This window comes from uncultured Allobosea sp. (assembly GCF_945956895.1).
Taxonomy (GTDB): Bacteria; Pseudomonadota; Alphaproteobacteria; order Rhizobiales; family Beijerinckiaceae; genus Allobosea.
Window position 1 is genome coordinate 129,052 of sequence record NZ_CAMFJF010000007.1, and the last position, 14,065, is coordinate 143,116.

11 protein-coding genes and 1 tRNA gene are annotated in these 14,065 nt (G+C 66.3%); 3 read left to right on the plus strand and 9 right to left on the minus strand.

Annotated elements, in window-relative coordinates; translation table 11 throughout:
• Positions 1-120 precede the first annotated feature (120 nt).
• Positions 121-1,398, minus strand: a complete 1,278-nt coding sequence (locus Q0Q02_RS06860; RefSeq protein ID WP_293808015.1) for a hemolysin family protein — start codon at positions 1,396-1,398, stop codon at positions 121-123.
• Positions 1,399-1,509: 111 nt separating this feature from the next.
• On the opposite strand from Q0Q02_RS06860, the gene Q0Q02_RS06865 reads away from it, so the two are divergent.
• On the plus strand, positions 1,510-2,157 hold the full coding sequence (locus Q0Q02_RS06865) for a DUF938 domain-containing protein (RefSeq protein ID WP_293808017.1): 648 nt from the start codon (positions 1,510-1,512) through the stop codon (positions 2,155-2,157).
• Positions 2,158-2,234: 77 nt separating this feature from the next.
• On the opposite strand, the gene Q0Q02_RS06870 is transcribed toward Q0Q02_RS06865, so the two are convergent.
• The 4 genes from Q0Q02_RS06870 to Q0Q02_RS06885 form a co-directional block, all read right to left on the minus strand.
• Positions 2,235-2,321: transfer RNA gene (locus Q0Q02_RS06870), tRNA-Leu, on the minus strand.
• Between the two features lie 54 nt (positions 2,322-2,375).
• Entirely contained in the window at positions 2,376-3,032 is a 657-nt protein-coding gene (locus Q0Q02_RS06875; RefSeq protein WP_293808018.1) for a DUF1190 domain-containing protein, read from the minus strand.
• Between the two features lie 47 nt (positions 3,033-3,079).
• On the minus strand, positions 3,080-4,645 hold the full coding sequence (locus tag Q0Q02_RS06880) for an AMP-binding protein (RefSeq protein WP_293808019.1): 1,566 nt from the start codon (positions 4,643-4,645) through the stop codon (positions 3,080-3,082).
• A gap of 220 nt (positions 4,646-4,865) precedes the next feature.
• On the minus strand, positions 4,866-7,529 hold the full coding sequence (locus Q0Q02_RS06885) for a phosphoenolpyruvate carboxylase (protein ID WP_293808062.1): 2,664 nt from the start codon (positions 7,527-7,529) through the stop codon (positions 4,866-4,868).
• Positions 7,530-7,872: 343 nt separating this feature from the next.
• Here Q0Q02_RS06885 and Q0Q02_RS06890 point away from each other — a divergent pair, with 343 nt between their 5' ends.
• Complete coding sequence (locus Q0Q02_RS06890) at positions 7,873-8,472, plus strand: DUF2239 family protein (protein WP_293808020.1); 600 nt, start codon at positions 7,873-7,875, stop codon at positions 8,470-8,472.
• 137 nt (positions 8,473-8,609) lie between these two features.
• Complete coding sequence (locus tag Q0Q02_RS06895; protein WP_293808021.1) at positions 8,610-9,503, plus strand: DMT family transporter; 894 nt, start codon at positions 8,610-8,612, stop codon at positions 9,501-9,503.
• 19 nt (positions 9,504-9,522) lie between these two features.
• Here the strand turns inward: Q0Q02_RS06895 and gpt are convergent, their stop codons facing one another.
• From gpt to Q0Q02_RS06915, 4 genes are all read right to left on the minus strand, one after another.
• A complete protein-coding gene (gpt, locus tag Q0Q02_RS06900; protein ID WP_293808022.1) occupies positions 9,523-10,032 on the minus strand; it encodes a xanthine phosphoribosyltransferase in 510 nt (169 codons plus the stop codon).
• Positions 10,033-10,153: 121 nt separating this feature from the next.
• On the minus strand, positions 10,154-11,953 hold the full coding sequence (locus Q0Q02_RS06905) for a methyl-accepting chemotaxis protein (protein WP_293808023.1): 1,800 nt from the start codon (positions 11,951-11,953) through the stop codon (positions 10,154-10,156).
• Positions 11,954-12,282: 329 nt separating this feature from the next.
• Complete coding sequence (locus Q0Q02_RS06910; protein ID WP_293808024.1) at positions 12,283-13,044, minus strand: molybdopterin-binding protein; 762 nt, start codon at positions 13,042-13,044, stop codon at positions 12,283-12,285.
• 94 nt (positions 13,045-13,138) lie between these two features.
• Entirely contained in the window at positions 13,139-13,990 is an 852-nt protein-coding gene (locus Q0Q02_RS06915; protein WP_293808026.1) for an FkbM family methyltransferase, read from the minus strand.
• Between the last annotated feature and the right edge of the window lie 75 nt (positions 13,991-14,065).

Genomic DNA, 14,065 nt, shown 5'->3' on the forward strand with positions numbered 1-14,065 from the left:
TCCATCCTGAAGCGAGGAAGTTGGACGCGAACATTGGGCCTAAGCCTCACGGGGTGGTCGCGATGCACCCCTTGCGGCAATTAGACCATGCAGACTCCGCCGACGTCAACGGCGGCGGCATCACTCGATCCGGCTGACCAGGATCTTGTCGATGCGGCGGCCGTCGAGATCGACGACCTCGAAGCGCCAGTGCCCCTTGTCGAAGCTCTCGCCGACATTCGGCAGATGGTTCATCTCGGCCAGGATGAAGCCGGCGACCGTCTGGAAATCGGCGTCGCGCGGGACGGGGATGCCGAGCTCGTGCGAGAACTCGTCGACCTGCATCCAGCCCGCGACGAGATAGGAGCCGTCGGCGCGGGTCACGATGGCCGGCTCGTCCTCCTCCTCTTCCTGGAAGGCGCCGATGATCGCCTCCAGCACGTCGCCGGGCGTGATGATGCCCTCGAAATGGCCGTATTCGTCGAAGACCAGCGCCATATGAACGCGGCTGGAGCGGATCTCGCGCAGCACATGCAGCGAGTCGGCCGTATCCATCACGATCGGCGTCTCCTGCACCAGCGCGCGCAGGTCCTGGATGTCGCCGGCCTGGAGGAACTCGATCAGGTCCTTGACCACGACCACGCCGACGATCGCGTCGGCCTCGCCATCCTGAACCGGCAGGCGCGAGCGGCGCGACGCACGCAACTGGGCACGGATTTCCTCGGCGCTGTCTTCGAGATCGATGACCTCGACCTCGCGGCGCGGCGTCATCAGCGCCCGGGCCGAACGGTCGGCGAGGCGCATCACGCCCGCGATCATCTCGCGTTCGTCACGCTCCAGCACGCCGGCGGTCTCCGCTTCGGCGATGATGGTGCGCACCTCTTCCTCGGTAACCTTCTCCTCCGCCTCGCCCTTCTGGCCGAGCAGGCGCAGCACCGCCTTGCCGGAGATGTCGAGCAGGAAGACCACGGGCGCGCCGATCTTCGAGAGCAGCGACATTGCCGGCGCGACCCGCGCGGCAACGCGTTCCGGATCCCGCAGGGCGATCTGCTTCGGCACGAGTTCGCCGAGGATCAGCGAGAGATAGGTGATGACGACGACGACGATGCCGACGCCGAGCGTATCCGACACCGATGGCGAGAAGCCATGCGTGCCGAGCCATTCCGACAGGCGCGCGCCGAGCGTGGCGCCCGAGAACGCGCCCGAGAGGACGCCGACGAGCGTGATGCCGATCTGCACGGTGGAGAGAAAGCGGCCGGGGTCTTCCGCCAGCCGTAGCGCGGTTGCGGCGCCCTTGTTGCCCTGATCGCTGAGAACCTTGAGGCGTGCGCTGCGTGACGAAACCACGGCGAGTTCCGACATCGAGAGGAGACCATTGACGATCGTCAGCGCCACGACGATCAGGATTTCGGTTAACAAAACCAGCCTGCTTGCTGCGAAACCACGACATCTGGCGGCCCGCTTCCAGGCCCCTTATAGCGGATCGCGGCCCCAACGCGATGGGCCGGGCAAAAGATTCGTGAGCGGATGATGAGCAAGCCCAATTTCTGGCAGCCGACCGCCGATATCCAGGCCAACGCCGATCCCCGGCTCCATGCGCCTTCTGCGCAACGGAACCGAGATTTGATCCTTGCTGTCCTGACCGATGTCCTCCCTCGCTCCGGGCACGTATTGGAGGTCGCTTCCGGCTCCGGCGAACACGTCGTGCATTTCGCCGGCGCCCTGCCCGGCCTGACCTTCCAGCCGAGCGATCCCTCGCCGGATGCGGTCGCGAGCATCGCGGCCTGGACGGCGGAATCCGGCCTCGGCAACATCCTGCCGCCGCTCGTCGTCGACGCGACCGCATCGGATTGGCCGATCAGCGCCGCCGATGCGGTCCTCTGCATCAACATGATCCATATCGCGCCTTGGGCGGCTGCCGAGGGGCTGTTCCGGCAAGCGGGGCGCCTCCTGAAGCCTGGCCAGCCGCTCTATCTCTACGGCCCCTATCGCCGTCCTGATCGACCGCTGGAGCCGAGCAACGCCGCCTTCGACGAAAGCCTGCGCAGCCGTGATCCGGCCTGGGGCCTGCGCGACCTCGATGCCATTGCAGCACTCGGCGCGGCCAATGGCTTCGGCGCACCCGAGATCGTCGAGATGCCCGCGAACAATCTGAGCCTGATCTTCAGGAAGGCGTGACGCCCGCTGCGTCCAGCCAATCGCTCGTCAAACGAACTCACCGTCATTGCGAGCGCAGCGAAGCAATGACGCCGGGGTGGTGCGGACGGCGGGACTCGAACCCGCAAGCCTTTGAAGGCGCAAGATTTTAAGTCTCGTGCGTCTACCAGTTTCGCCACGTCCGCAGGCGGGACAGCGATAGCGGGCGACCACCGCCAGCGCAAGCCTTCACTAGGCACTCAATGCCTGCGGGCGGGCTTGTACCACTCGACCCCATCGGGATCGACATAGAGCCCGGGCTTCACATCGGAGCCGATGGCCTTCTCCTGCATCGGCACGCGCACCGTGTCGTCGCGGTCGCCGCGCTTGACATAGGGCGCGCCGCCCTGGCCGGAATGGCCATGAGGGCCGCGCCCGACGCTGTTCACCTGGCCGATGATGCCGCGCCGGCCGACGATCCTGTCCTGCAGCTCGGTCACCGAGCGCCCGGCGAAGGCGACCTTGGCTGTGCCTTCGACCACCGGTACGGCCCGGCGCCCGGCCCCCTCGCCCGTAACCCGGACGCCGAGGAAGCGCGGCACATAGCTCGCGCCGCCCTTGCCGAAAGATTCCCAGCCGCCGGCCGAGACGATCTGCGCGGCGCAGCGCTTGTGGCTGCGCTCGCAGGCCCCGCGCGAGCCGTAGCGCGGCGCCGCCTGCTCGAACTCGGCGCGGGCGTTGCGATAGGCGAATTCGCACTGCTCCGCCGTCAGCTTGCCGGCCTCGACGCATTCGTCCCGACGGACATAAACCGCTCCGGGCGCCTGCGCGGCGAGATCGGCTGGGCCCGTCAGCGACAGAACCGGAGCAAGGGTGGCGACGCGCAACAGCGCCAGGGCGGAACCCGGAATCATCATGCGGCGTAATAGAATTACAATTGTGGCCATACGGTAGCGAGGCCACCTCACAGCAGCGACCTCCGCGACGCGGCGAGTTCTCGGGTCGAGCCGTAATCGATCTTGCCGTTGCCGAGCACGGGGATGGCCTGCGTCACCAGGATCGCGCGCGGCACCCACAATTCCGGGAAGCCCTGCGCCTTCGCCGCCTCCTGCAGGGCCGCCCGATCGGCATTCGGCGTCTCGGTGACGAGCACGAGCTGCTCGCCCTTGCGCGCATCCGGCAGCGCGACGACGACATGGTTCTGGTCGGGCCAGACCTTGGCGACCATCGTCTCGACCGCCGCGAGCGAGACCATCTCGCCGCCGAGCTTGGCGAAGCGCTTGGCCCGGCCGCGGATCGCGACGAAGCCGTCCTCGATCACGACGATGTCGCCGGTATCGTGCCAGCCACCTTCCGGCGGGATGATGCGGCCAGGCTGGTCTGGATCGAGATAGCCGGCCATGACGTTCGGACCGCGCACGGTAAGCCGCCCGCCCTCATGGATTCCCTCGACCGGCTCGAGCTTCGCCTCGATTCCGGGCAGGAGCTTGCCGACTGTGCCCTCCCGGATCGCAGCGGGCGTGTTGACGGCAAGCACCGGCGAGCATTCGGTGCAGCCATAACCTTCGAGGATGGTGGTGCCATAGGGCTCCCACATCCGCTTGGTCTCGGCCTTCACGCGCTCGGCGCCTGCCACGACATAGCGCACGCTGCCGAGGTCGTTCTTCTCCGCAGCGCGTGCATACCCCTGCAAAAAAGTATCGGTCGCAAGCAGGAAGGTCGCCTTCATGTCGCCGATCAGCTTCGGCACCTGCTTGTAGTGCAGCGGACTCGGATAGAGCACGACCTTCATGCCGTGCAGCAGCGGCACCATCATCCCCGCGGTGAGCCCGAAGGAATGGAAGGCCGGCAGCGGGTTCATGAAGACATCGTGCTCGGAGATCGCGCCAGCCGCGTGGGCGAAGACCTGCCTGGCGTTCGAGACGATGTTGGCATGGCTTAGCGCCACGCCCTTCGGCTTGCCCTCGGTGCCAGAGGTGAACAGGATCACCGCGGTCTCGTCGGGCCGCGCCTCATGGGCGCGGTGGACCAGCCCCGGCACCAGGCTCTGCAAGGCGCCCAGCGCCTTGTCGAGGCTGGTGATCTCCTTGCGGATATCTTCGAGGTAGACGACCCGCCGCCCCTCGCCGAGCGCCGCGATTTCGTCGTCGAGCTTGCCCTGATCGACGAAACGGCGCGAGGTGACGATGGTCTTGAGCTGCGCCAGCTCCGCTGCCGCACGCAGGTTGCGGACGCCAGCGGTGAAATTCAGCAGCGCCGGCACCCGGCCATAGGCGAAGAGCGAGAACAGCGTCACCGCCATGCCCTGCATGTTCGGCAGGAGCACGCCGACATGCTCCTTCGGCGCCGTCAGCGCGGCAAGCTTGCGCCCCAGCACCAGCGCGCCGAGCACGAGCCGGCCATAAGTGATCGGCTGACGCTCCGGGTCCTCGAGCGCGATCCGCCCCTTGCCGTGGCGGGCGATGGTCTGAAGCAGGGCGCGAAAGATCGTGATCCGCGCGCCCGCGGCGTCGAAGCTGGTGGCGGCCATGTCTGGCGCGTCTCCCGGTCGGCATTTCCTCTGCCGGTCAAACTAGAGAGATCGGCGCGGGTTTCAACGTTGCTACCACCATGCGAGCGGACTGCGGCCGTCATGCTCGCCCTTGTGGCGAGCATCCACGTCTTGAACACGACCTTCGACCAGCAAAGACGTGGATGGCCGGGACAAGCCCGACCATGACGGAATGGCCGCAACCGGTTCCTTCCCGGAGCTACCCGAACGCCCCGATCTCATGCTGAATCGCGCCGGATATCTCGCGGATCAGCGCGAACTGCCCCAGCATCGGCGCGAAGACATCGCGATGCAGGGCCTCGTAGGTGCCGCCCTCGCGCGGCCCCGGCGGCTCGCCGAAATCGAGGCCGATAGTCGGATCGGGATCGCGCGGGAAGATTTCGGCGAGCAGCGCCAGCGAAGCCGGCACGTCGAGGCGCAGCAATCGCTCGATCAGGGCCTCGCGCGTCAGTCCGGCATGCGGCCGGAAATCGGGGATATGGGCGAAGGACAGCCAGATCCGATGCATCGCCGCGAGCCGGAGCGCATGCAGCGCCACGAGCCGCGCCGACATCTGAGGCACATCGTCGGCCGCAACCTTGAGCTTCAGCGCATCGGCCGAGAGCCGCCAGAACAGCCGCCGCAGCGCCGGCGCCAATTCCAGCCGCGAGAGCGCTTCCGCGACGACCAGCAACTCCTCGCGCCGCCCCTCCTTCACCGTTCGGCGCGCCCGGTCGAACCAGCTGCCGGGGTCGAGCGTGTCGAGATAGGCGCGCAGCACGTCGAGGTCGCTATGGGCCATCGCATGGGCCGCGAGGCGATAGGCGCGGTCGAAGCGCTCCGAGCGCTCCCGCATGCTGCGGAACAGGTCCGGCGCGCGCGAGGCGGCATGGCCGACACCGTGCATGCTGTTCGCCATCCAGCCGAGCTGCTGGAGGATGGCGTTGTTGGGGATGGCGCGCAGTTCGCGGGGATGGCGGATGCGCGTCGGCCCCGCCCCTTCCGATTGCCGCGCCGCGGGGCGCGAACCGGTCTTGTCGAGCAGCGAGGGGCCGAAGGTGCCGATCAGCGCGGCATAGCCGGGATCGTCGACCAGTTCGTTCATCTCCTCGCGCACGGTCTGGAAGAATTCGCTGGCGAAATCCGGCTCGTCATAGATCGGATCCTCGGCCGCCTCCGGCGATGCGAAGACCGCCTCCGCGATCCGCCCGACCGTAGCGCCGGCAAGCTGCGGCGTGCCGAACAGCAGATAGCCGTCGCTGCCCTGGAAGCTGGTCTCGCGCACCGTCCGGATACCGGCGCGTGCAAAGGCTTGCCGTGCATAGGCCGGATCGAGATAGGCCAGCCGGTCCGACAGGCTGTCGGGATGGGCGCCGCGGCCGACCGACTCGCCATGGGTGTCGAAGATGACGAGCTCGACATCCGCAAGCTCGTAACGCCCCAGCAATTCGGCGATGCGGATGCGCAGGCGCTCGACCCAGAAGGTCGAGGCGACCTGCCCGATATAGCGCCCGGAATCCGAATAGCCGAACTGGATGCACAGCCGCCCGTGGCGCTTGAGATAATCGCGAAAATGCGGGCTGCGCAGCGCTTCGTCGATGATGCGCGGCCCCTGCTCCAGCGCGTCCGAGGTTTCGAAGAGCGGCGAGATCTCGACCCGGTCGGCGATGCCGAAGCGGCTGGCGAGCCAGAGCGCGCAAAGCAGCGTGTAGCCGGTCTCGGTCTCCGCGATCAGGAAGCGCACGGGCTTCGAGCCGTCGACATGTTTCACGATCTGCGCGATCGTCATCATCATCCGTGCGGCCGAGGCCCGCTCGGCCGCCAGCGCCCCGAAATCGACCGTGATCGCCTTGACCTTGTCGAGCGCCGTATTGGCGGCGGCGAGGAAAGCGCGCCGCTGCGCTGGCTGGCCGGGCTCCTCCTCCAGCGGGATCGTCGCGCGCAAGGCATTGTGAAGCTGCGAGGCGTTCAGCCGGAAATGCGGCAGCGCGATCGAGACGCCATGAGCGAGGCAACCCGCCCGGATCAGGGCGAGTGCAATGCGCGTCTCCTCGTCGGAGGCGTCGGCCAACGCCTTGTCGAGCGCCTCGACCAGACGGGCAGCGTCCGGCAGCGCCGTCTTGCGCTCATGCACCAGCGACAGCGCGAATGCCTGAAGGGCCTGCAAGGAAGGCTGCGTCCCGATCGGCGGCGCGAGCGCGAGCTGTCGCTCCACCGCCGCCAGCGCCTTGCTCACCAGCTGACGGACCTCCGATTTGGCAAGGCCCTGCGGCAGCTTTTCGAGAATGCGCGCGAACTGCCCGCTCTTCGATTCCAGCCGATAGCGCAGCGTGTCCCACCAGCCGATATCGGTGCGCCCATCCGTGTCGCAGCCGACCCAGGAGGCAAGCGTGACCGGCTTCGGCGCAAGCTGCGTCCACTGCTCAGGCCAGCGCTCGCGGGCGACCGCGAAAAACGCGGCGTTCAGCCGGTCGATCGCATCGCGGGCATGGCGCACGGCATAGCGCGCCTGCTCGAACTCGTCCTGCAAGGTGATCCGCCCGTCGGGACGAAAGCTGAGAGCGCTCTCGTTGACGACCGCCTCCCCGGCCTTGCCGCCGGAAGCGAGATCGGCGAGCGCATGGCAGAGCCGCCGCGCCATGCCGAAGGTCGGATGCGCGGTGAAGACCGCTGCGAAGCGCGCCCGCCCCACCACCTGCCGGAAGTCGTCGAAGGACTTGGCTTCCCTCGCCGCCTCTTCCGCCAGTTCCCGGAAAACAGCAGCTTCGTCGTTCTGAAGCCCGACATAGCGGGCCACCCTACCGGCGCGCTGATGCAAGACTTCCCGCCCGAGCCGGCGCACCAGCTCGGAGGCCGCATCCATGCTGAGTTCGCCGCGATCCATCAAGCGCGTCAGCCAGAGCGTGACGCTCAGCACAGGGTTGCCGAAAGGATCGTCGCGGGAATCGCTGCGCGCCGTCTCGACGCGAGCCAGCAGCTCCTCTGCGAGGCCGGCGATATCAGGGGGCGAATGACCTTCCGCAGCGATCGTCAAGGCGATGGTCCCCTCTCCCTATTCCGGTCGGCCATTGCGAGTACGCAGGCGCAATCGACGTTGCGCTGCATTGCAGCATCGGTTCCTCGCAGCCGCAAGCAAGAACGAGTGCAGCTCGGCTGATAGATTTTACCCGGATCATATTGCTTGGTTCAAATTGCCCGGATAATAAAACCTCTATCGAGGAGCAACCATGTCCGGCACCGCATTCAGGCCCAGCACCGCCTTTCACGACACCAACAGCATCGCCAGCGGCTCGCTCGCCAACGTCGCGCTCGCGGTGAAAGCGACGTTGGCAGCCGATCCCGCGGCTGCGATCCTCGTCTTCGACGACGAGACCGGAAAGGTCGTCGATCTCGACCTGCGCGGTAGCGATGCCGAGATCGCGGCGCGTTACGCGCCACCGGCAGGCGATGCAGCTGCGACCACCGATGATGCGCCGCGCGGACGCGGCCGGCCGAAGCTCGGCGTCGTCGCCCGCGAGGTGACCTTGCTGCCCCGCCACTGGGACTGGCTCGCCTTGCAGCCGGGCGGCGCCTCGCAAGTCTTGCGGCGGCTCGTCGACGAAGCCCGCAAGGCGGATGGCGGCCGCAGCCGGGCGCGTGCCGCGCAGGAACGCGCCTATGCCTTCATCGCGACGATGGCAGGCGACCGGGAAGGTTTCGAGGAAGCCTCGCGCGCCCTCTTTGCCGGCGATGGCGCACGCTTCGCCGAACATAGCCGGACCTGGCCGGCGGATATTCGCGCTCATGCCGCCAAGCTGCTGACCGGCGACGACATCATCGGCGGCTGAGCAGACCCGAAGGCTTTCAGCCTGCCTCGGAAGCATTCCTGCAGCGCAATTGCGGCGGGTTGCTGGCCGGACACGGCAAGGGCATAGCAGCGCCACGTTTCCCGCCGCCTGCATCGCCCTGCCGAAAGCCGCCCATCATGATCTCCCGCGCACCATGGCTCGGCATTCTCTGCGGCCTGCTGACTGCGATCATCTGGGGCGTCCAGTCGGTCGTCTCGCGCCATGCCATGCTGATCGACATGACGCCGGCCGACGTCACGATCCTGCGCTTCGTCTCGGCCGCTGCCGTGCTGCTACCCTGGGCGCTCAGGAACATGCGCCCCTTCCCGGTCGGCTCGCTCGGCTGGCCGCGCGCCTGGGTGATGGCCCTGCTGATCGGCCCGCTCTACAGCCTGATCCTGGTCGGCGGGGCCCATTTTGCGCCGGCCCTGCACTCGTCGATCATCTCGCCCGGCCTGATCCCGGTCTTCACCGCGCTGCTGATCTTCCTGGTCACCGGCGAGCGCGCCGGGCGGATGCGACTCATCGGCCTCGGCATCATCGTGCTCGGGATCGGCGTCTTTTCGCGCGATGCACTCGCCATGGCCCCATCCCGGCCCGATGCCTGGATCGGCGACCTGCTCTTCGTCCTGATCGCCTTCCTATGGTCGATCTTCGGCCTGCTCGCCCGGCGCTGGGGCGCAAGCTCGCTGGAGATCACCGCCGCCTCATGCATCCTCTCGGTGCCGCTGCTCGTGATCGTGGCGCTGACGCTTCCCATTCACATGGCACGCTTGCCCTTCGCGGAGATCCTGTTGCAGGCGCTCTATCAAGGCGTGCTGGTCGGCGTCGTCGCGCTCTATCTCTATGCCCGCACCGTCGCGACGCTGGGCGCCGCCAAGGCGACATTGTTCCTGCCGCTCGTACCGGTCGCGACGGCCGCCGCCAGTGCGCTACTGCTGGCGGAAACGCCCTCGCCCACCGAACTCGCCGGCATGGCGATCGTCGTCACCGGCATGCTGGTCGCGTTCCGCTCGCCATCAACCGGCTGAGGCGAGCACAGGCCGCTGCTCAGCCCTTGTGGCCCTTGGCGATCGGCTCGACATAGGAGAGCCCGAGGTCCCAGGGAAAATAGATCCAGGTGTCCTGGCTCACCTCGGTGATGAAGGTATCGACCGTCGGCACGCCAGCCGGCTTGGCGTAGACCGTCGCGAAATGCGCATTAGGCAGCATCTCGCGCACGACGCGAGCGGTCTTGCCGGTATCGGTGAGGTCGTCGACCACCAGCACGCCCTTGCCCTTGCCGTCGCCGATCGCCTTGATGTTCGGGGCGATATCCTTGAGCACCTTGAGCTCGGACTGGTTCTTGTAGTCGTGATAGCTCGCGACGCAGACCGTCTCGATCATGCGCAGGCCGAGCTCGCGGCAAATGATCGCCGCCGGCACCAGGCCGCCGCGGGTGATGCAGACCATCGCCTCGAAAGGCCCTTTCTCGGCGAGGCGCCACGCCAGCGCGCGGGCATCGCGATGGAACTGATCCCAGGAAACCGGGAAAGCCTTGTTCGAGGACGGTTCGGCCATGGACAGCGCTCCGGACTTGGCCCGGCGCGAAAGGCGCCGGTTTCCGACCGAAAAGCCTATCGGCGCGCGCCTGACAAGAGGCGCGCGCCGAACATCCCCAAGCGAGCGTCGCTAAACCGCGTCAGAATTCGGCCCAGCCATCGGCCGTGCCGCCACCAGCAACGCGTCGGCCGCGCGGGGCCGCAGCCGCGACGCGCGGGGCCGGAGGAGCCGAATGGACCAGTTGCGGCGTGGCCCGGTGCCTGTCGTCGCCGAGCTGGAAGGCCGAAACCATCGTGCTCAGGGCCTCGGTTTCCTGCTGGAGATCGCGAGCGACCTTGGCGCTCTGCTCGGCGAGCAGCGAGTTCTGCTGCGTGATCTCGTCCATATGGGCGACGGTCCGGGCCATCTCGTCGATGCCGTTGGCCTGCTCGGTCGTCGCCTGCGAAATCTCGCTGACGGTGGAGGCGACCTTGGAAGCCGCGCCGACGATTTCGCCCAGCGTCGTTCCCGCATCCTTGACCAGACCCACGCCAGCTTGAATCTGCTGCGCAGAATTCGCGATCAACGTCTTGACGCCATTGGCGGATTCGCTGCAGCGAGCAGCCAATGCGCGCACCTCCGTCGCCACCACCGCGAAGCCGCGCCCGGCATCGCCGGCTCGCGCCGCCTCGACCGCAGCGTTGAGCGCCAGCAGGTTGGTCTGGAAGGCGATCTCGTCGATCATCGAGATGATCTCGGAAATGCCGGACGAGGCCTGCTCGATCCGCCCCATCGCTGCGACCGCCTCGGTCACGATGGCACCGCCGCGTGCTGCGACTGCGCTCGCCTCGTTCCCGAGCTGCGCCGCCATCTTCGAATTGCCGGCGCTGTGCTTGACCGATGCGGCGAGCTCCTCGGTCGTCGCCGCCGTCTGCTGCAGGCTCGCGGCGTTGGCCTCGGTCCGTTCGGCCAGTTGCTGGCTGTCGGAGGTGATCTTGAGCGAAGCGCTGTCGATGCGCGCCGAGATGTCGCGCACCGAACCGACCACGTCCGCCAGCGTGTCGAGCAGGTCGTTCACGCCTGCACAGAGCGTGGCGACCTCCCCGCTCTTGCCATCGAGCGGCACGCGGCCGGTCAGGTCCTTGTCCTTGGCCTGCTCGATCACCGCGCTGGTCTCCTTCACCGCCGCCTCGAGCTGCTTGCCCTTGAAGGTCGCGGTGATGTCGGAGGCGAACTTGACGACCTTGTAGGGGCGCCCCTGGGCATCGAGGATCGGATTGTAGCTCGCCTGGATCCAGACCTCCTTGCCGCCCTTGCCGAAGCGCAGGTACTGGCCGGCATCGTATTCGCCCTTGCCCAGACGCTCCCAGAAGGCGCGATAGGCCGGCGACTCGCGCTCGGCCTGGTCGACGAACAGGCGGTGGTGCTGCCCGACGATCTCAGACAGCGAATAGCCGAGGACGCTCAGGAAATTCTGGTTCGCCGTCAGGATCTTGCCGGTGAGGTCGAACTCGATTACGGCCTGCGCCTTGTCGATCGCGGCGCGTTGCCCTTCGAGATCGGCCAGCCTGTTTTTCTGCTCGGTGACATCGAAAGCATATTTGATGACGCCGAGCGGCTTGCCTCCGGCCCCCAGGATCGGGTTGTAGCTCGCCTGGATCCAGACCTCCTTGCCGCCCTTGCCGATGCGCAGATATTGCCCCCGCGAGAACTCGCCCCGGCCGAGATCGGCCCAGAACTGCTTGTAGGCCGGGCTGGCCTTCTCCTCGGGCGTCACGAAGATACTGTGAGGCTGTCCTTTCACCTCGGCCAGCGTGTAGCCCATCACCGACAGGAAATTTTCGTTGGCGTCGAGGACCTTGCCCTCAAGGTCGAATTCGATCCTCGCCTGCGAGCGATTGATCGCATCCAGTTGTCCCGTTGCGTGCTGGTTCGAAAAAAGGCCGGAAAAGAGCGACATCCAACACCCCCTCGGCGCGGCCCCCTCGGATCACACATCTTCGAGGCCGGCGTCGTCGTGAAAGCCCTTATCGGATACCTGCAGCGCCGGAGCACGGCAGGGGAGACGGAATGCTTTCCGGCCACCGGCCGAACATCCGCTAAACTGGTTTATGATTGATTGACACATAGAATTCGACTCAATACCCAGTAGAAAAATCAGAGAATAACGATATTTGATCCTTACAATACAAAATTACGAATCAAATAAAGATTAGACAGCAACCTATAAAAACAAAAATTTGCAGATAAATTGTATAAAAATCGCAAGGGTTGTAAAATAAACTTTCATTAGGGGAATTTTTGCTTCTCCATGGCAACCATGGCTTTCACCGCTGCCATTGCAGCGAGCAATTTCTCTGCATCACGCGACCTGACGACGATATTCGTATCCGGCCCGGTCTCCGACCAGAACGGATAGGAGCCGATCGAGACTGCCGGATGCGCATGAGCGATCTCGGCGAGCGGACCACCGATATCGCCCTCGCGAAGCCCGGTCCGGACGGTTTCGGACAGCATTTTTGCTCCCGTTCGCAACATCGGACCGACGACATCGAGCATCGCCTGCATGATCGCGGGCACGCCGGCCATCACGTAAACGTTACCGATATGGAAGCCGGGCGCCTTGGAGATCGCGTTCGCGATCAGGTCGGCCCCGGCAGGAATCCGCGCCATCCGCATGCGGGCTTCGTTCAGGTCGGCCGGCGAGAAGCGCTCCGACAGCATCGCGACGGCACGCGGATCGTGGTCGATCGTCACGCCGAAGGCGGCCGCGACCGCATCCGCCGTGATGTCGTCATGGGTCGGCCCGATCCCCCCGGTGGTGAAGACATAGGCGTAGCGCCCGCGCAGCGCATTCAACGCGGCGACGATCTCCTCGGAAATATCGGGCACGACGCGGACTTCGCGCAGGTCGATGCCGATATTGGTGAGGTACTCGGCAATGTAGCCGATATTCTTGTCCTTCGTCCGCCCGGACAGGATCTCGTCGCCGATCACCAAGATCGCGGCCGTGACGATGACGTCGGAGGAACTGGCTTCATTGGCGGACATGGCGACGCTCCTGGCTTGCGCCCAAGAGCTAGGCTTTCCCTGCGAAGCGCTCAAGCGCCTATCCCGGCGCGCCGGTCATGCTCGCGGCGCGCGCTCAGGCCGGCTTGCGCTCGAACACCAGATTGAGCCGCGTCTGGGCGACGAGTTTGTAGCCGTTGCGCTCGAGCAGGCCGGCGAGATCGGTCTGCCAGCGCTGGCGCGAATCCTCGATGATGATGAAACCCGGCCAGAGGGCCTGCGGCGCATCGCGCAGGAAGGGCTCGAGAATCAGATCCTCGGCGCCCTCGACATCGAGCTTGATCGCATCGATGCGATCATACCCCTCGCCCTCGACCAGCGAGAGCAGGGTCATCGCCGGCACCTTGACCGAAGTTCCCGCGCTCGAATTGAGGATGCGGACGCTCGATTCACCGCGATTGGTCGGGTCGATGAACAGGGTCAGTTCGCCCGGCTTGTCGGCGAGCGCACAGGCCACCGCCTTGACCGTCCCGAACGGATTCTGCGCGATGTTGAAGGCAAGCCGCGCGAAGATCTCGGGCTGCGGCTCGACTGCGAGGATGCGCGCGCCCCGCCCCGCCCGCGCCGCGACGAAGAGCGAATAGGCGCCGATATTCGCGCCGATATCGATGAAGGTGAAGCCATCGCGCAGGCGGGAGGCAAGCAGCTCGCGCTCGACCGCGTCGAAATATTGCGGCGTGAACAGCACACGCTTCTCGCAGACATTGCCGCTCGGATAGAGGCGCATCTTCGCACCCAGCGACTCGATATCGACAGGCGCGCCGTCGAGCGAGCGCAGGCCGAGGCGCCGCAGCGCATAAGCGATCTTGCGCCCGAGGAAGCTGTCGGAAGCGGCGCGCGTCCACGCGATGATGCGGGCGAGATTGGCTTTCGGCGCGAAGGCGCCGAAGGGCCGCTCTTCCGCCGGGTTCTGTTCGATATTGGCCATTGCGCCAGCCTGATACACCTCGCACGGCCCATGCGCCAGCCACCCTGTGTCACGCTGGCCGCGCGACTTGCACGC

Coding starts and splice junctions, on each gene's coding strand:
- Q0Q02_RS06890 (WP_293808020.1), top strand. CDS start 7,873: ATGTCCGGCACCGCATTCAGGCCCAGCACCGCCTTTCACGACACCAAC.
- gpt (WP_293808022.1), bottom strand. CDS start 10,032: ATGGCCGAACCGTCCTCGAACAAGGCTTTCCCGGTTTCCTGGGATCAG.
- Q0Q02_RS06875 (WP_293808018.1), bottom strand. CDS start 3,032: ATGATGATTCCGGGTTCCGCCCTGGCGCTGTTGCGCGTCGCCACCCTT.
- Q0Q02_RS06880 (WP_293808019.1), bottom strand. CDS start 4,645: ATGGCCGCCACCAGCTTCGACGCCGCGGGCGCGCGGATCACGATCTTT.
- Q0Q02_RS06895 (WP_293808021.1), top strand. CDS start 8,610: ATGATCTCCCGCGCACCATGGCTCGGCATTCTCTGCGGCCTGCTGACT.
- Q0Q02_RS06905 (WP_293808023.1), bottom strand. CDS start 11,953: ATGTCGCTCTTTTCCGGCCTTTTTTCGAACCAGCACGCAACGGGACAA.
- Q0Q02_RS06865 (WP_293808017.1), top strand. CDS start 1,510: ATGAGCAAGCCCAATTTCTGGCAGCCGACCGCCGATATCCAGGCCAAC.
- Q0Q02_RS06915 (WP_293808026.1), bottom strand. CDS start 13,990: ATGGCCAATATCGAACAGAACCCGGCGGAAGAGCGGCCCTTCGGCGCC.
- Q0Q02_RS06885 (WP_293808062.1), bottom strand. CDS start 7,529: ATGGATCGCGGCGAACTCAGCATGGATGCGGCCTCCGAGCTGGTGCGC.
- Q0Q02_RS06910 (WP_293808024.1), bottom strand. CDS start 13,044: ATGTCCGCCAATGAAGCCAGTTCCTCCGACGTCATCGTCACGGCCGCG.